This is a genomic window from Rathayibacter sp. Leaf248 (assembly GCF_920939495.1).
GTDB classification, from domain to species: domain Bacteria; phylum Actinomycetota; class Actinomycetes; order Actinomycetales; family Microbacteriaceae; genus Rathayibacter; species Rathayibacter caricis.
Window position 1 is genome coordinate 199,031 of record NZ_CAKLAV010000001.1, and the last position, 16,841, is coordinate 215,871.

Sequence of the window (16,841 nt, forward strand, 5' to 3'; positions counted from 1 at the left end):
TCCGTGCCAACGTCACGCCTCAGCACCGAACCCACCGCCGTCCTCGTCCTCGAGGACGGGCGACGATTCCCGGGTCAGGCCTACGGCGCGCGCGGGCGCACCCTCGGCGAGATCGTCTTCGCGACCGGCATGACCGGCTACCAGGAGACCCTGACCGACCCGTCGTACGCCGGGCAGATCGTGGTGCAGACCGCACCGCACATCGGCAACACCGGGACCAACGACGAGGACAAGGAGTCGCGGCGCATCTGGGTCGCCGGCTACGTCGTCCGCGATCCCTCCCGTGTCGTCTCGAACTTCCGCGCCCAGCGGTCGCTCGACGACGACCTCGAGTCCGACGGCATCGTCGGGATCTCGGGTGTCGACACCCGCGCGATCACGCGCCACATCCGCTCGGCCGGCTCGATGCGCGCCGGCGTCTTCTCGGGCGACGACCTCGCCCTGGGGGAGGAGGAGCAGCTCGCGCTGGTCCTCGGCGGCGCGCAGATGGAGGGGATGAACCTCTCCTCCGCCGTCTCGACGACCGAGCAGTACACGGTGCCCGCCCAGGGCGAGCGCGTGGGCTCCGTCGCGGTCATCGACCTCGGAGTGAAGACCTCGACCGTGCACTACCTGTCGGAGCGCGGCTTCGACGTCCACGTGCTCCCGGAGTCGGTCACCGCCGACGAGGTCCTCGCGCTCGACCCGTCCGCCCTGTTCTTCTCGAACGGACCGGGCGACCCGGAGGCCTCCGACCGCCACGTCGACCTGCTGCGCACGACGCTGCGCGCCGACCTGCCGTTCTTCGGCATCTGCTTCGGCAACCAGCTCCTGGGCCGGGCGCTCGGCTTCGGCACGTACAAGCTGCCCTTCGGCCACCGCGGCATCAACCAGCCGGTGCTCGACAAGCTGACCGGCCGCGTCGAGATCACCGCGCAGAACCACGGCTTCGCGGTGGACGCGCCCATCGAGGGCGAGCTCGACTCGCCCGAGGGCTTCGGCCGCGTCGAGGTCAGCCACTACAGCCTGAACGACTCCGTCGTGGAGGGCCTGCGCTGCCTCGACATCCCCGCCTTCTCGGTGCAGTACCACCCCGAGGCGGCCGCCGGACCGCACGACTCGAACTACCTCTTCGACCGCTTCCGCGCCATGGTCGTGCAGCGCACGACCGAGCAGGGCGGCGCCGAGCCCGCGAACGACATCCTTTCGACCAGCACCACCGGAGAGCAGAAGTAATGCCGCGCAGGGAAGACATCAACAGCGTCCTCGTCATCGGCTCCGGCCCGATCGTGATCGGCCAGGCGGTCGAGTTCGACTACTCGGGCACCCAGGCCTGCCGCGTCCTGCGCGCCGAGGGGGTGCGCGTGATCCTCGTCAACTCCAACCCGGCGACGATCATGACCGACCCCGACTTCGCCGACGCCACCTACGTCGAGCCGATCACCCCGCAGGCGATCGAGGCGATCATCGCCAAGGAGAAGCCGGACGCGATCCTGCCGACCCTCGGCGGCCAGACCGCTCTCAACGCGGCGATCCAGCTGCACGACCTCGGGATCCTCGAGAAGTACGACGTCGAGCTGATCGGCGCGAGCTTCGAGGCGATCAACCGCGGCGAGGACCGCCAGATCTTCAAGCAGCTCGTGCTGGATGCGGGCGCCGACGTGGCGAAGTCCTACATCGCGCACACCGTCGAGGAGGCGATCGAGTTCGCCGAGGACCTCGGCTACCCGCTCGTGATCCGTCCCTCCTTCACCATGGGCGGTCTCGGCTCCGGCTTCGCGTACACCCGCGAGGAGCTCGTGCGCATGGTCGGCGACGGGCTGCACCAGAGCCCCACCACCGAGGTGCTCCTCGAGGAGTCGATCCTCGGCTGGAAGGAGTACGAGCTCGAGCTCATGCGCGACACCGCCGACAACACGGTCGTCGTCTGCTCGATCGAGAACGTCGACCCGGTCGGCGTCCACACCGGCGACTCGATCACCGTCGCCCCCGCGCTCACGCTGACCGACCGCGAGTACCAGAAGCTGCGCGACATCGGCATCCGGATCATCCGCGACGTCGGAGTCGACACCGGCGGCTGCAACATCCAGTTCGCGGTCGACCCCGCCGACGGCCGGATCATCGTCATCGAGATGAACCCGCGCGTCTCGCGCTCGTCGGCGCTCGCCTCCAAGGCGACAGGCTTCCCCATCGCCAAGATCGCGGCGAAGCTGGCCATCGGCTACCGTCTCGACGAGATCCCGAACGACATCACGAAGGTCACCCCGGCGAGCTTCGAGCCCACGCTCGACTACGTCGTGGTCAAGGTCCCGCGCTTCGCGTTCGAGAAGTTCCCGGCGGCCGACAAGACGCTGACGACCACCATGAAGTCGGTCGGCGAGGCAATGGCGATCGGCCGCAACTACGCCCAGGCCCTGCAGAAGGCGCTCCGCTCGCTCGAGAAGCGCGGCTCCTCCTTCCACTGGGGCGAGCAGCAGCATTCGGTCGAGGAGCTCCTCGAGATCGCGAGGACTCCGACCGACGGCCGGATCGTCACGGTGCAGCAGGCGCTGCGGCTGGGCGCGAGCGTCGAGCAGGCGTTCGAATCCACCAAGATCGACCCCTGGTTCCTCGACCAGATCGTGCTGATCAACGAGATCGCCGACCTGGTGCGCGAGCACCCGTCGCTGGACGCCGGGCTGCTGCGCCTCGCGAAGGACCACGGATTCTCGGACCTGCAGATCGCGGAGCTCCGCGGCCTCGAGGAGGCGGAGGTGCGCGCCACCCGTTACGAGCTGGCCGTCCGCCCCGTCTACAAGACCGTCGACACGTGCGCGGGGGAGTTCCCCGCGCTCACGCCGTACCACTACTCCTCCTACGACGAGGAGACCGAGGTCGTCGCGGCCGACCGCCGCAAGGTGGTCATCCTCGGCTCCGGCCCGAACCGCATCGGCCAGGGCGTCGAGTTCGACTACTCGTGCGTGCACGCCTCGTTCGCCCTCTCGGAGGCCGGCTACGAGACGATCATGATCAACTGCAACCCCGAGACGGTCTCGACCGACTACGACACCTCGGACCGCCTGTACTTCGAGCCGCTGACCCTCGAGGACGTCCTCGAGGTGATCCACGCGGAGTCGCAGTCCGGCGAGCTCGTCGGCGTCGTCGTCCAGCTCGGCGGCCAGACCGCCCTGGGTCTGGCGAAGGGCCTCGAGGAGGCGGGGGTCCCGATCCTCGGCACGACTCCCGCGGCGATCGATCTCGCGGAGGAGCGCGGCGCGTTCTCCCGCATCCTCGACGAGGCCGGTCTGCTCGCTCCGCGCAACGGCACGGCGATCGACCTCGAGGGCGCGCTCGGCGTCGCGACCGGCATCGGCTTCCCCGTCCTCGTCCGCCCGTCGTTCGTCCTCGGCGGCCGCGGCATGGAGATCGTGTACGGCGCCGCGCAGCTCGAGGACTACTTCGAGCGGATGGCCGACCAGGGCATCATCGACGCGACGCACCCGCTGCTCGTCGACCGCTTCCTCGACGACGCGATCGAGATCGACGTCGACGCGCTCTACGACGGCGAGCAGCTCTACATCGGCGGCGTGATGGAGCACATCGAGGAGGCCGGGATCCACTCCGGCGACTCCGCGTGCACCCTCCCACCCGTGACCCTCGGCCGCCGGCAGATCGACGAGGTCCGCGACGCGACGCTCGCCATCGCGCAGGGCGTCGGTGTCCGCGGACTCCTCAACGTGCAGTTCGCGATCGGCCAGGGCGTGCTCTACGTCCTCGAGGCGAACCCGCGCGCCTCGCGCACCGTGCCGTTCGTGTCGAAGGCGCTCGGCATCCCGCTCGCCAAGGCGGCGTCGCGGCTGATGGTCGGCGAGACGATCGCCGAGCTCAAGGCCGAGGGTCTGCTGCCCGAGCGCGACGGCTCCGATGTGCCGATGGACTCGCCGATCGCGGTCAAGGAGGCGGTCCTGCCCTTCAAGCGGTTCCGCACGAAGGAGGGCCAGATCGTCGATTCCCTCCTCGGCCCCGAGATGCGCTCGACCGGCGAGGTCATGGGCATCGACCGCGACTTCCCCCGGGCCTTCAAGAAGAGCCAGGACGCGGCCTACGGCGGCATGCCCTCCTCCGGCACCGTCTTCATCTCGGTCGCCGACCGCGACAAGCGGGCCATCGTGCTGCCGGCGCTGCGCCTGCGCCAGCTCGGCTTCGAGATCCTCGCGACCGAGGGCACCGCGGAGGTGCTGAACCGCAACGGCATCCCGACCCGCATCGTCCGCAAGTACAGCGAGGAGGCCGTCGGCGACTCGCCGTCGATCGTCGAGCTGGTCAGCCGCGACGAGGTCGACGTCGTGATCAACACGCCCAGCGGAGGCGCCTCCCGCGCCGACGGGTACGAGATCCGCGCCGCCGCGGTCGCCGCCGACAAGCCGCTCTTCACCACCATCGCCCAGCTGGCGGCCGCCGTCGCCTCGCTCGATGTGGCCGACGAGCCCTTCGAGGTCACGAGCCTGCAGGACTACGCGCTGCGTCGGGCGGAGCGCCTGGCGTGACCGAGTCGTTCGGGGCGCGCCTCGAGCGCGCCTTCGACGAGCACGGACAGCTCTGCGTCGGCATCGACCCCCACGCGTTCCTGCTGGACGCGTGGGGGCTCGGCGACGACGCGACGGGGCTGGAGTCGTTCGGCCGCCGGGTCGTCGAGGCCGCTGCGGGGCGCGTGGGCGTGGTGAAGCCGCAGGTCGCGTTCTTCGAGCGCCACGGATCGGCGGGCTACCTCGCGCTCGAGCGAGTCCTCGCCGACGCGCGCGCGGCCGGGCTCCTCGTGATCGCCGACGTCAAGCGCGGCGACATCGGCACGAGCGTCACCGCCTACGCCGAGGCGTGGCTCCGCCCGGGCTCGCCTCTCGAAGCGGATGCGATGACCGCCTCCGCCTATCAGGGGCTCGGCTCCCTCGACGGCATGCTCGAGCTCGCCGAGGAGGCGGGGAAGGGCGTCTTCGTCCTCGCCGCCACCTCCAATCCGGAGGCCGGACCCGTGCAGCGCGCGCTCGTGCAGGACGGCGAGCACGCGGGATCCCCCCTGGCCAGCGCCGTGCTGGCGGACGTGGCATCCTGGAACGCGCACCACGCGCGCTCCCCGATCGGCTCGGTCGGCGTCGTCCTGGGGGCCACGGTCGCCCTGGGCGACTACGGCATCCGGACCGACACGGCGCTCACCCCGGGGCTCCCGGTGCTGGCACCCGGCTTCGGCCACCAGGGCGCCGGCGTCGCGGACGCGCCCCGGCTGTTCGGGGCCCTCGCGGCGACGACCCTCGTGAGCGAGTCGCGCAGCGTGCTCGGCGCCGGTCCCGACGGGATCGCCGCCGAGATCGACCGCCGCGCCCGAGACATCCAGGAGACCCTTGTCCGCTGAAGCCGCCCCCGCCGATCCCGGGACCGTCGCCGCCCCCCGCCGGCCGTCGCCTCCCGAGGTCGACCGCCGTGCCGCCTCCGCCGCGGCCATCGCCGCCCGGCGCGCTCGTGCCGGCGTGAAGAAGGACGTCGCCTCCGGCGAGCGTCCGGCGACGGCCGTGCTCGCGGCCGCGCAGAGCGACCCGACCGGCGTCGAGGGGCGGATGCGCGTGAGCGAGCTCCTGCGCTCGGTGCCAGCCCTCGGCGTGGTCAAGACCCCGCGCGTGATGGAGCAGCTGCAGATCGCTCCGTCCAAGCGCCTGGGCGGCCTCGGCCGCCGCCAGGTGGAGGGACTCCACTCCTTCCTCGAGCAGCGCGAGGCGCGTCAGCGTCGCGGGGAGCGCACCCGCCTCGTCGTCCTCGCCGGACCGACGGCGGTCGGCAAGGGCACCGTGTCCACCTACATCCGCGAGAACTACCCCGAGGTGCTGCTGTCGGTCTCGGCGACGACCCGCGCGCCGCGCCCGGGCGAGATCGACGGCGTCAGCTACTACTTCGTCGACGACGCCGAGTTCGACCGGATGGTCGAGGCGGGGGAGTTCCTCGAGTACGCGACCGTCCACAACGCCTACCGCTACGGCACTCCACGCGGGCCGATCGACGCCGCCCTCGCGCAGGGGCGCCAGGTCATGCTCGAGATCGACATCCAGGGCGCGCGGCAGGTGCGCGAGCGCATGCCGGACGCCCGACTCGTCTTCCTCCTCCCGCCGAGCTGGGACGAGCTCGTGCGCCGACTGGTCGGCCGCGGCACCGAGAGCCCGGAGGAGCAGCAGCGCCGGCTGGCGACCGCGCGCATCGAGCTGGCCGCGCAGGACGAGTTCGATTTCGCCGTTGTGAACAGCACCGTGCCCGAAGCGGCCCGCGAGGTCGTAGAATTGATGTCGCCTCGTTCCGACGGCGCGCCCGCCGACCCGGGCCGCTGACGTCCGGGCCACCGACCACCTCCGGGCCGACGCCCCGATCGCCGACTGGGCTCCGCCCTCCGGTGCCGCGGCGTCGAGCGCCTCCGGAGCCGCAGATCGGCGCTCACGCGCCCCGCAGCGCTGACAAGCTGACAAGCCAACAAGGAGACACCATGGCCAACAACCTCGGCATCATCGACCCGCCCATCGACGAGCTCCTCTCGAAGGTCGACTCGAAGTACGCGCTGGTGATCTTCGCCTCCAAGCGCGCGCGTCAGATCAACGACTACTACGCCGACCTCCACGAGGGCAGCCTGTTCGACAACGTCGGCCCGCTGGTCGACTCGACCATCGACGACAAGCCGCTGTCGGTCGCTCTCCACGAGATCAACGAGGACAAGCTCGTCGCCCAGCCCCTCGCCGAGTAGTCCGGCCCCCTCCGGGTGCGCTCCTCGCAGAAGACCGCTCGGCGGTTGAACGTCGTCGTCGGGATCACCGGCGGCATCGCCGCCTACAAGGCGGTCGGAGTGGTGCGCGCCCTGGTCCTCGAGGGGCACGACGTCCACGTCGTGGCCACCGAGGCCGCTCTCCGCTTCGTCGGGAAGCCGACGCTCGAGGCGATCTCGCGGAACGCCGTGCACACCGAGCTCTACGAGGGCGTCGCCGAGGTCCGGCACGTGGCGATCGGCCAGGCGGCCGATCTCATCGTGATCGCCCCGGCGACGGCGCACACCCTCGCCAAGCTCGCGACCGGGCTCGCCGACGACCTCCTCGGCAACACCGTCCTCGCGAGCACCGCTCCGCTCGTCGTCGCCCCGGCGATGCACACCGAGATGTGGGCGAATCCGGCCACGGTCGCGAATGTCGAGACCCTCCGCTCGCGCGGGGTCCACGTCGTCGGCCCCGCCTCCGGCCAGCTGACCGGGTCCGATTCCGGGCCGGGTCGGATGGAGGAGCCCGCGACGATCGTCGCCGAGGCCCTCGCCGTCCACCGGCGCGCGGTCGGCGCGAAGCGCGACCTCGAGGGGCTCCGCGTCCTCGTGACCGCCGGCGGCACCCGCGAGCCGATGGACCCGGTCCGTTTCGTGGGCAACCGCTCGAGCGGTCGCCAGGGCGTCGCCCTCGCCCTCGCCGCCGCGGCCAGGGGAGCGAGCGTCACCGTGCTCGCCGCCAATCTCGACGTCGAGGCCCCCCGCGGGGTCGAGGTCGTCGCCGTCGGCACGGCGCTCGAGCTGCGGGAGGCGGCACTCGCGGCCGCCGCCGACGCGGACATCGTCATCATGGCCGCGGCCGTGGCCGACTACCGTCCTGCCGACGTCTCGGAGTCGAAGATCAAGAAGGAGCAGCAGGGCGATCGTCTCGTCCTCGAGCTCGTCAAGAACCCGGACATCCTCGCCGAGATCGCGGCGGCGAAGGCGGGGAACCAGCTCGTGGTCGGCTTCGCCGCCGAGACGGAGCCGGATCGCGAGGCGATGCTGGCCCTCGGACGCGCCAAGATCGCGCGCAAGGGCTGCGACCTGCTCGTCCTCAACAGGGTCGGCTGGACCGAGGGTTTCCAGAGCGAGAGCAACGCCGTCGTCGTCCTCGATCGGGCCGGGGATATAGTGATCGAGGCTTCCGGCACGAAGGCGTCGGTGGCCGACCGCGTCCTCGACGTGGTCGCGCGCTAGCCGACGGCGGCTGCTCTCAGGCGGTCCCGTGCGTGCGCGGACGAGGTCCGAGCGCGGCACCTCCGCCGGTCGGGCGCGGAACACCCCTGAGCTCGGCGATCCGTGTCCGCACGACTCCACGCCCCGCTGCCGTCGCCGGTGGTCCCGCTCTCCGTGGGCGCGCTCGACGCCCCGGCCACTGCCCCCGGAACGAAATGAGACCCCCCGCATGACCTCCTCCGGATCGCTCCGCCTGTTCACCTCCGAGTCCGTCACCGAGGGGCACCCCGACAAGATCTGCGACCAGATCTCGGACCGCATCCTCGACGCGCTGCTGCGCGAGGACCCGAAGAGCCGGGTCGCCGTCGAGACGCTCGTCACCACCGGCCTCGTGCACGTGGCCGGTGAGGTCTCGACCACCGGCTACGTCGAGATCCCCAAGATCGTGCGCGACACGATCGTCGAGATCGGCTACGACTCCTCCGAGAAGGGATTCGACGGCCGCTCCTGCGGGGTCTCCGTCTCGATCGGGCAGCAGTCGCCCGAGATCGCCGCGGGCGTCGACACCGCGCTCGAGGTGCGCACCGACTCCTCCGACGACGACGCGTTCGACCGTCAGGGCGCCGGCGACCAGGGTCTGATGTTCGGCTTCGCGACCGACGAGACCCCCGAGTACATGCCCCTGCCGAGCTGGCTCTCGCACCGGCTCGCCGAGCGCCTCGCGGCCGTCCGCAAGTCGGGCGAGCTCGACTACCTCCGCCCCGACGGCAAGACCCAGGTCACGATCGGCTACGACGGCACGACCCCGCGCTCGATCGACACGGTGGTGCTCTCGACGCAGCACGCCGAGCACGTGAGCACCGAGACGATCCACGCCGACATCGAGGCGCACGTGATCCGACCGGTCCTCGAGACGGTCGACCTCGACTCCTCCGCCGTCCGCCTGCTGATCAACCCGACCGGACGCTTCGAGATCGGCGGCCCGCAGGGCGACGCCGGGCTCACGGGCCGCAAGATCATCGTCGACACGTACGGCGGAGCCTCGCGGCACGGCGGCGGCGCGTTCTCGGGCAAGGACCCGTCGAAGGTCGACCGCTCGGCGGCCTACGCGATGCGCTGGGTCGCCAAGAACGCCGTCGCGGCGGGTCTCGCCCGGCGCCTCGAGGTGCAGGTCGCCTACGCGATCGGCAAGGCCGCCCCCGTCGGCCTCTACGTCGAGTCGTTCGGCACCGGCACGATCCCCGACGAGCAGATCACGGAGGCGATCCGCTCCGTCTTCGATCTGCGTCCCGCCGCGATCATCCACGCGCTCGACCTGCTCCGCCCGATCTACTCGCAGACCTCGGTCTACGGGCACTTCGGCCGCGAGCTCCCCGACTTCACCTGGGAGCGCCTCGACCGCGTCGACGACCTCCGCTCCGCCGCGGGCCTCTCGTAGCGGGCGCGGCGCAGGCGGTGGAGACCTCCTCCGGCGCGTCGGACGTCGTCGCGCGCGTCCTCCTGGACTCCCCGCTGCCCCAGCTCGACCGCCTCCTCGACTACGCCGTCCCCGAGTCGATGCTCGCGGACGTCCGGCCCGGCGTACGGGTCCGCGTGCCGCTGCGCACCGGCGGGCGCATCGCCGACGCCTTCGTGGTCGAGGTCGGCCAGGGGTCCGAGCACGTCGGGACCCTCAGCGACATCGAGGAGCTGGTCTCCCCGGTCGTGGTCCTCACGCCCGAGGTGTGGGCGCTGGCGCGCCGCGTGGCCGACCGGGCCGCCGGCGGCGCGAGCGACGTGCTTCGCCTGGCCGTGCCGCGCCGGCACGTCCGGGTGGAGCGCACGCACCTCGGGGCGGAGCCGGTCGTGGTCCCGGTGCCGGTGGCAGCGGCTCCCGTCGCGGGGTACGCCGCCGACGCGTTCGACTCCCTGGCCGTCGGCGGTCGCCTCGCCGTGGGCGCGGTTCCTGCGCCGGTGCAGCTCTCGACGGGAACGTGGGTCGGCGGCTGGGCTCTCACGCTCGCCGAACTCGCGCGCAACACCGTGGTCGCGGGCGGCGACGCGATCCTGGCGGTGCCGGACTACCGCGATCAGGAGCAGCTCGAGCTCGCGCTGGCGGATCTGCTGCCCGCGGAGCTCGTCGTGCGGCTCGACGCCCGGCAGAAGGGAGCGGAGCGCTACGGCGCGTTCCTCCGCTGCCTCGGTCCGGGGCCGCGGGTGATCGTCGGCAACCGCTCCGTCCTCTACGCACCCTCGCGGGCGCCGCGCCTGATCGCGCTGTGGGACGACGGCGACCCGCTCTTCGCCGAGCCGCTCGCCCCGTACGCGCACGCCCGCGACGTCGCCCTCGTACGCCAGGAGCAGAGCGGAGCCGGACTCGTTCTCCTCGGGCACACCCGCACCGTCGAGGTCGAGCGCCTCGTCGAGATCGGCTTCGCGGTCGAGGTCGAACCGCGCCCTGCCAAGCGGCCGCACGTCGTGCCGACCGCCCAGCAGTCGTCGGCCGACGAGCACGACGCCGCGGCCCGCATCCCGTCGTCGGCCTGGCGGCAGGCGCGCCTCGGACTCGACTCGGGCCCCGTCCTCGTCCAGGTCGCGCGCCCGGGCTACGCGCCCGTCGTCGCCTGCGCCCGCTGCCGCACGGTCGCCCGCTGCAACCGCTGCCAGGGTCCACTCGCCGTGCACGCCGCGGGCGCCCGGCCGAGCTGCGGGTGGTGCGGCCTGATCGCCGCCGAGTGGCACTGCTCGGTCTGCGAGGCCACGGCGCTCCGGCTGGTGACCCTCGGCGCCGGGCGCACGGCGGAGGAGCTCGGCCGCGCGTTCCCGGGAGCGAAGGTCGTCGTCGCCGACGGCCAGCGCCCGGTCCTGACCCTGCCCGACGAGCCCGCGCTCGTCGTCGCGACTCGGGGAGCCGAGCCCCGGGTGGACGGCGGCTACCACGCCGTCCTCCTCCTCGACGGCGAGCGGATGCTGGCGCGCGAGAGCCTGCGCGTCGCCGACGACGCCCTGCGCACCTGGTCCAACGCCGCCGCCCTGGCCCGGCCCGGCGCCCCGGTCCTGCTCGTCGGAGTCGGCGGACGGATCGCGACCGCCCTGGCCACCTGGCGCCAGGCCGAGTACCTCCGGGCCGAGCTGCTGGAGCGGCGCGCCCTCCGCTTCCCGCCCGCAGTGCGTCTGGCCACCGTCAGCGGCGACGCCCACGCGGTCGAGGAGGCGCTCGACGCGCTGGACGAGAGCGACCGGCACGAGGTCCTCGGCCCGGTCGGGCTGGAGGACGGCTCCGTCCGGGCCATCGTGCGCTTCGACTACGCTCGCGGTGCGGAGGTCGCCGCCCGGCTCCGATCCGCTGTCGTGCGGAACGCCACCCGTCGCCGCCGACCGCCGACCACCCCCGGCCGCTTCCGCCCGGCCCCGAAGCTGCGGGTCCGCCTCGACGATCCCGACATCCTCTAGTCCCACCCGCACCACCGCCACCCAGGAGCCCCTCGTGCGCCTCGTCTTCGCCGGCACCCCGGCTCCCGCCGTCCCGACCCTGCGCGCCCTCGCCGCCTCCGGTCACGAGATCGTGGCCGTCGTCACCCGCCAGGACGCACCCGTCGGGCGCAAGCGCGTGCTGACTCCCTCGCCGGTCGCGGTCGTCGCGGAGGAGCTCGGCCTCCCCGTCCTGAAGGCGAACCGCCTCGACGAGGCCGTCACCGACCGTCTCGAGGCGCTGGCTCCCGACCTCGGCGTGATCGTCGCCTACGGCGGGCTCGTCCGCGCCCGGCTGCTCGCCGTGCCGGTGCACGGCTGGATCAACCTGCACTTCTCGCTCCTGCCGCGCTGGCGCGGAGCGGCACCGGTGCAGCGCGCGCTGATGGCGGGGGAGGGGACGATCGGCGCGAGCGTGTTCCAGCTGGTCGCGGAGCTCGACGCCGGCGATGTCTTCGCCGAGGTGTCCGAGGAGGTGCGCGACCGCACGGCGGGCGAGCTCCTCCAGGTGCTCGCCGACTCCGGCGCCGCGTTGACGGTCGAGGTCGTCGAGGCGATCGCGGCGGGCACCGCCCGGGCCGTCCCGCAGTCCGGCGAGGTGACGCTCGCTCCCAAGCTCGACGTGGCGGACGGCCGCCTGGACTGGTCCGCGCCGAGCGCCCGCGTCCTCGCGCTGATCCGCGGCACGACCCCGGAGCCCGGCGCCTCCGCGGCCGTCGGCGACGCGCGGCTGAAGGTGCTCGCGGCTCGCGCGGTCCAGGAGGCCCCCACCCTCGAGCCCGGCCGGGTGCTCGTCGAGCAGGGCCGCGCGCTGGTCGGCACCGGCGACGGAGCCGTCGAGCTCGTGACCGTGCAGCCCGCGGGCAAGAGGCCCATGGCCGCCGCCGACTGGGCCAGGGGCCTGCGCGAGAGCACGGTGCTGCGATGAGCGCCCGCCGCGAGGCCGCCCCCGCCCGCCGCGTCGCCTACGACGTGCTGCGCGCCGTCAGCGGGTCGGACGCCTACGCCAACCTCGTCCTCCCCGGCCGGATCCGCGCCGCGGAGCTCTCGCCCGCCGACGCGGGCCTCGCGACCGAGCTCTGCTACGGCACCCTGCGGATGTCCGGCTACTACGACCGGGTGATCGTGCTGGCGGCGGGCCGCCCGATCGAGTCCGTCGACGCGCCCGTCCTCGACGCGCTCCGCCTCGGAGTGCACCAGCTGCTCAGCACCCGGGTCGCTCCGCACGCCGCGGTGAACGAGAGCGTCGCGCTCGTGGCCGCCGACGGCTCCCGAGGAGCCGTGGCCTTCGCCAACGCCGTGCTCCGGACGGTCTCGCGAGGCACGTCGGAGGAGTGGCGGGAGCGCGTCTCGGCCGCCGCCGTCTCGACCGACGACAGCATCGCCGCGCTGAGCTCGCATCCGCTCTGGATCGTCAAGGCGCTGCGCCGCGCCCTGGCTGCGGAGGGGCGGGCCGAGGAGCTCGACGCGCTCCTCGCGGCCGACAACGCGGCTCCGCGGGTGAACCTCGTCGCGCTCCCGGGTCTCGCTGAGGCATCCGAGCTCCCCGACGCCGCGGAGGACCGCTGGTCGCCCGTCGGCCTCGTCAGCACCGGCGGCGATCCCGAGGCCGTCGGCGCCGTGCGGGAGGGGCGGGTGCGAGTGCAGGACGAGGGATCGCAGCTCGCGGCGCTGGCGCTGTCGCGCGTCCGACCGGTCCGCCAGGGGGAGCGCTGGCTCGACCTCTGCGCCGGCCCCGGCGGCAAGGCCGCTCTGCTCGCGGCGGAGGCGCGCCTCGGCGGGGCCTCGCTGCTCGCCAACGAGGTCGTGCCCGGCCGGGCCGGCCTCGTCCGGCAGGCCCTCGCCGCGGTCGACCCGGACGTCGAGGTGCGCACGGGCGACGGACGCGATCTCGGCGCCGAGCAGCCCGGCGCGTTCGACCGGATCCTCCTCGACGCCCCGTGCACCGGCCTCGGGGCCCTGCGCCGACGACCGGAGGCGCGCTGGCGCAAGACCGCGGCGGACGTCGAGCCGCTCGCGTCCCTCCAGGGCGAGCTCCTCGACTCGGCGCTCCTGGCCCTCGCCCCGGGCGGCGTGCTCGCCTACGTCACGTGCTCGCCGCACCTCGGCGAGACGCGGCGGGTCCTGGCGCTCGCCCAGGAGCGCTACGGCGACGGGCTCGAGCTGATGGACACTCCCCAGGTCCTCCGCGGCGTCACCCTCGACGAGCTCGACCTGCCGGAGGGAGCGCGCCACGTCCAGCTCTGGCCGCACCGGCACGGCACCGACGCCATGTTCATCCAGCTGCTGCGGCGAGCCGAGTCGTCCGAGTCGATCTCCTAGGCTGGTCGGCATGCCTGCACGGATCAACCCCAGCATCCTCTCCGCCGACTTCGTCAACTTCGAGGCCGAGCTGCAGCGGATCGCCTCGGCCGACCTCGTGCACGTCGACGTGATGGACAACCACTTCGTCCCGAACCTCACGTTCGGGCTCCCCATGGTGCAGCGCCTCCAGGAGGTGTCGCCGCGGCCGCTCGACGTGCACCTGATGATCGACGACCCGGACCGCTGGGCGCCCGGGTACGCCGAGACGGGCGCGTTCTCGGTCACCTTCCACGCCGAGGCGGCGCGCGACGCGGTGGCCCTGGCCCGGCGGCTCCGCGACATCGGCTCGCGCGCCGGGATCGCGCTCAAGCCCGGAACGGCCGTCGAGGAGTACCTCGAGCTGCTGCCCGAGTTCGACCAGGTGCTCGTGATGACGGTCGAGCCCGGCTTCGGCGGCCAGTCCTTCATGGCGGAGACGATGCCCAAGCTGCACGCGCTCCGTCGCGCCGTCCGCGACTCCGGACTCGACGTCTGGCTGCAGGTCGACGGCGGGATCGCCCCGGGCACCATCGAGATCGCCGCCGAGGCGGGCGCCGACACCTTCGTGGCCGGCTCGGCCGTCTTCGGCGCCGACGACCCCGAGAAGGCGATCGCCGCCCTCCGCGACACCGCGTCGTCGATCCTGCACCGCCACTGATCCTGCCCCGGGGCGCCGCGCGTATAGACTTCCCCGGTGAAAACTTTCGACGACCTCTTCGCTGAGCTGGGCGAGAAGGCCGCCGCGCGACCCGAGGGCTCGGGCACGGTCCGCGAGCTCGACGCCGGTGTGCACTTCATCGGCAAGAAGATCGTCGAGGAGGCCGCCGAGGTCTGGATGGCCGCCGAGTACGAGGGCGACGAGCGCACCGCGGAGGAGATCTCGCAGCTGCTCTACCACCTCCAGGTGCTGATGCTGGCGAAGGGCCTGACGACGGCCGACGTCTACCGACATCTGTGAGCCTCCCTCCGATCGCCGGAGTGCGCCGACGCTCCGTCGCCGCGCGCTCCCACGCACATCGAGGCGCGTCCGCGACCGCAGAGTCGTCGACGAGACCGCCGCTCACCGAATCACCCTCGAGCTCCAGAGGACGTCCTGCCGTGACCACCACCCCGCCCGCGCTGCTGCGCGTCGCCGTGCCCAACAAGGGTTCGCTCTCCGAGACCGCCGGCCAGATGCTGGCCGAGGCCGGCTACGTCGGCCGCCGCGACCCGAAGGAGCTGCACGTCGTCGACGAGCGCAACGGCGTCGAGTTCTTCTACCTCCGTCCGCGCGACATCGCGACGTACGTCGGCTCCGGCGCCCTCGACGTCGGAGTGACGGGCCGCGACCTGCTCATCGACTCGGGCTCCGAGGCCCGCGAGATCGCGAGCCTGGGCTTCGCGAACTCGACCTTCCGCTTCGCCGGTCCGGCCGGCCGCTACACCGAGCTCTCCGAGATCGACGGACTGCGCGTCGCCACGAGCTACCCCGGCCTCGTCGGCTCCTTCCTCCGCGAGCACGGCGTCGAGGTGTCCCTCATCCGCCTCGACGGAGCGGTCGAGTCGGCGATCCAGCTGGGCGTCGCCGATGTGATCGCCGACGTCGTCGAGACCGGCACCACCCTCCGCAAGGCGGGCCTCGAGATCTTCGGACCGGTCATCCTCGACTCCACGGCGGTCCTCGTGTCGGCCGCGGGGGAGCCGGAGGGCATCCCCGTCCTGCTCCGCCGGCTGCAGGGCGTCCTGGTCGCCCGCGAGTACGTGCTGCTCGACTACGACTGCCCGGTCGCGCTCCTCGAGCAGGCCACAGCGATCGCTCCCGGCTTCGAGTCGCCGACGGTCTCGCCGCTGCACGACGCGGAGTGGGTCGCCGTCCGCGTCATGGTTCCCCGCGCCGACATGAACCAGGTCATGGACCGCCTCTACGACCTCGGCGCCCGCGCGATCCTGGTCACGTCGATCCACGCCGCGCGCCTCTAGGACGGCAGCGATGAGCCTCGCCGTCCGCGTCATCCCGTGCCTCGACGTCGCCGCCGGGCGCGTCGTCAAGGGCGTCAACTTCCAGAACCTCCGCGATGCCGGCGACCCGGTCGAGCTCGCCCGGCTCTACTTCGAGCAGGGTGCCGACGAGCTCACCTTCCTCGACGTCACCGCGACCGTCGACGACCGCTCCACCACCTACGACGTGGTCCGCGCGACGGCCGAGCAGGTCTTCATCCCGCTGACCGTCGGAGGAGGGGTGCGCGCCGTCGACGACGTGTCGCGCCTGCTCGCCCACGGCGCCGACAAGGTGGGCGTCAACTCCGCCGCCCTCGCCCGCCCGGCGCTCGTCGGCGAGATCGCCGACGTGTTCGGCGCGCAGGTGCTCGTCCTCTCGCTCGACGTCAAGCGGAGCGACGCCACGCCGTCCGGCTTCGTCGTCACGACCCACGGCGGTCGCCGCGAGACCACGGTCGACGCGCTCGCCTGGGCGGCCGAGGCCGTCGAGCGCGGGGCGGGCGAGCTGCTCGTCAACTCGATCGACGCCGACGGCACGAAGCAGGGCTTCGACCTCGAGCTCGTCGCCGCGATGCGCGAGGTCAGCTCGGTCCCGGTCATCGCCTCCGGAGGCGCCGGTGCGATCGAGCACTTCGCTCCGGCGATCGAGGCGGGCGCCGACGCCGTGCTGGCGGCCTCGGTGTTCCACAACCGCGAGATGACGATCGGCGATGTGAAGCGCGCCCTCGACGGCGCAGGCCTGGAGATCAGACGATGACCGAGACCGAGCTCGACGCCGTCCTCGACCGTGCCTCCTTCGACGCGACCGGACTGCTGCCCGCGATCATCCAGCAGCACGACACCCGCGAGGTGCTGATGATGGGGTGGATGGACAGGGAGGCGCTGCGCCGCACCCTGACCGAGGGCCGCGTCACCTTCTGGTCGCGCTCCCGGCAGGAGTACTGGCGGAAGGGCGACACCTCCGGGCACGCCCAGTACGTCCGCGGAGCCGCCCTCGACTGCGACGCCGACACCCTGCTGGTGCAGGTGGAGCAGATCGGCGCCGCCTGCCACACCGGCGAGCACTCCTGCTTCGACGTCGATCCGCTCGACCCGGTCGCCTCCGCGGAGGCGTGAG

At 72.8% G+C, this 16,841-nt stretch carries 15 protein-coding genes; all 15 read left to right on the forward strand.

The genetic code is table 11. From position 1 onward, the window contains the following. Positions 1-3: 3 nt before the first annotated feature. Entirely contained in the window at positions 4-1,215 is a 1,212-nt protein-coding gene (gene carA / locus LRG51_RS01010) for a glutamine-hydrolyzing carbamoyl-phosphate synthase small subunit (protein ID WP_055791815.1), read from the forward strand. Beyond that, positions 1,215-4,505, forward strand: a complete 3,291-nt coding sequence (gene carB / locus LRG51_RS01015; RefSeq protein ID WP_055791818.1) for a carbamoyl-phosphate synthase large subunit — start codon at positions 1,215-1,217, stop codon at positions 4,503-4,505. Before carA ends, carB begins: the two co-directional genes overlap by 1 nt. After that, entirely contained in the window at positions 4,502-5,365 is an 864-nt protein-coding gene (gene pyrF, locus LRG51_RS01020; protein ID WP_055791820.1) for an orotidine-5'-phosphate decarboxylase, read from the forward strand. Before carB ends, pyrF begins: the two co-directional genes overlap by 4 nt. After that, entirely contained in the window at positions 5,355-6,326 is a 972-nt protein-coding gene (gmk, locus tag LRG51_RS01025) for a guanylate kinase (protein ID WP_055791823.1), read from the forward strand. Before pyrF ends, gmk begins: the two co-directional genes overlap by 11 nt. Positions 6,327-6,478: 152 nt before the next feature. Then, entirely contained in the window at positions 6,479-6,733 is a 255-nt protein-coding gene (rpoZ, locus tag LRG51_RS01030) for a DNA-directed RNA polymerase subunit omega (RefSeq protein ID WP_055791825.1), read from the forward strand. Positions 6,734-6,778: 45 nt separating this feature from the next. Then, the gene (coaBC, locus tag LRG51_RS01035; protein ID WP_230670482.1) at positions 6,779-7,975 is read left to right on the forward strand and encodes a bifunctional phosphopantothenoylcysteine decarboxylase/phosphopantothenate--cysteine ligase CoaBC; all 1,197 of its coding nucleotides are present in this window, start codon (positions 6,779-6,781) and stop codon (positions 7,973-7,975) included. A 208-nt stretch (positions 7,976-8,183) separates the two neighbouring features. Further along, on the forward strand, positions 8,184-9,392 hold the full coding sequence (gene metK, locus LRG51_RS01040) for a methionine adenosyltransferase (RefSeq protein WP_055791827.1): 1,209 nt from the start codon (positions 8,184-8,186) through the stop codon (positions 9,390-9,392). Between the two features lie 17 nt (positions 9,393-9,409). After that, positions 9,410-11,386, forward strand: coding sequence for a primosomal protein N' (locus LRG51_RS01045; protein WP_230670485.1), 1,977 nt, complete (start codon positions 9,410-9,412; stop codon positions 11,384-11,386). A gap of 34 nt (positions 11,387-11,420) precedes the next feature. Then, positions 11,421-12,332, forward strand: coding sequence for a methionyl-tRNA formyltransferase (gene fmt, locus LRG51_RS01050; protein ID WP_230670488.1), 912 nt, complete (start codon positions 11,421-11,423; stop codon positions 12,330-12,332). Beyond that, the gene (locus LRG51_RS01055; protein ID WP_230670490.1) at positions 12,329-13,726 is read left to right on the forward strand and encodes an RsmB/NOP family class I SAM-dependent RNA methyltransferase; all 1,398 of its coding nucleotides are present in this window, start codon (positions 12,329-12,331) and stop codon (positions 13,724-13,726) included. Before fmt ends, LRG51_RS01055 begins: the two co-directional genes overlap by 4 nt. Positions 13,727-13,736: 10 nt before the next feature. After that, on the forward strand, positions 13,737-14,405 hold the full coding sequence (gene rpe, locus LRG51_RS01060; protein WP_230670493.1) for a ribulose-phosphate 3-epimerase: 669 nt from the start codon (positions 13,737-13,739) through the stop codon (positions 14,403-14,405). A gap of 36 nt (positions 14,406-14,441) precedes the next feature. After that, positions 14,442-14,705: a phosphoribosyl-ATP diphosphatase gene (locus tag LRG51_RS01065; protein WP_055791842.1), complete on the forward strand. Its 264-nt coding sequence runs from the start codon at positions 14,442-14,444 to the stop codon at positions 14,703-14,705. Between the two features lie 161 nt (positions 14,706-14,866). Continuing rightward, entirely contained in the window at positions 14,867-15,706 is an 840-nt protein-coding gene (gene hisG / locus LRG51_RS01070; RefSeq protein ID WP_055793084.1) for an ATP phosphoribosyltransferase, read from the forward strand. Between the two features lie 10 nt (positions 15,707-15,716). Next, the gene (gene hisF / locus LRG51_RS01075; protein ID WP_055791845.1) at positions 15,717-16,481 is read left to right on the forward strand and encodes an imidazole glycerol phosphate synthase subunit HisF; all 765 of its coding nucleotides are present in this window, start codon (positions 15,717-15,719) and stop codon (positions 16,479-16,481) included. After that, positions 16,478-16,840: a phosphoribosyl-AMP cyclohydrolase gene (gene hisI / locus LRG51_RS01080; protein ID WP_055791847.1), complete on the forward strand. Its 363-nt coding sequence runs from the start codon at positions 16,478-16,480 to the stop codon at positions 16,838-16,840. The genes hisF and hisI overlap by 4 nt, the downstream gene beginning before the upstream one ends. Position 16,841 lies beyond the last annotated feature (1 nt).

Bases quoted from the DNA above. Each gene is read 5' to 3' on its own strand.
- carB (WP_055791818.1), top strand. From the start codon at position 1,215: ATGCCGCGCAGGGAAGACATCAACAGCGTCCTCGTCATCGGCTCCGGC.
- rpoZ (WP_055791825.1), top strand. From the start codon at position 6,479: ATGGCCAACAACCTCGGCATCATCGACCCGCCCATCGACGAGCTCCTC.
- metK (WP_055791827.1), top strand. From the start codon at position 8,184: ATGACCTCCTCCGGATCGCTCCGCCTGTTCACCTCCGAGTCCGTCACC.
- LRG51_RS01055 (WP_230670490.1), top strand. From the start codon at position 12,329: ATGAGCGCCCGCCGCGAGGCCGCCCCCGCCCGCCGCGTCGCCTACGAC.
- rpe (WP_230670493.1), top strand. From the start codon at position 13,737: ATGCCTGCACGGATCAACCCCAGCATCCTCTCCGCCGACTTCGTCAAC.
- hisF (WP_055791845.1), top strand. From the start codon at position 15,717: ATGAGCCTCGCCGTCCGCGTCATCCCGTGCCTCGACGTCGCCGCCGGG.
- hisI (WP_055791847.1), top strand. From the start codon at position 16,478: ATGACCGAGACCGAGCTCGACGCCGTCCTCGACCGTGCCTCCTTCGAC.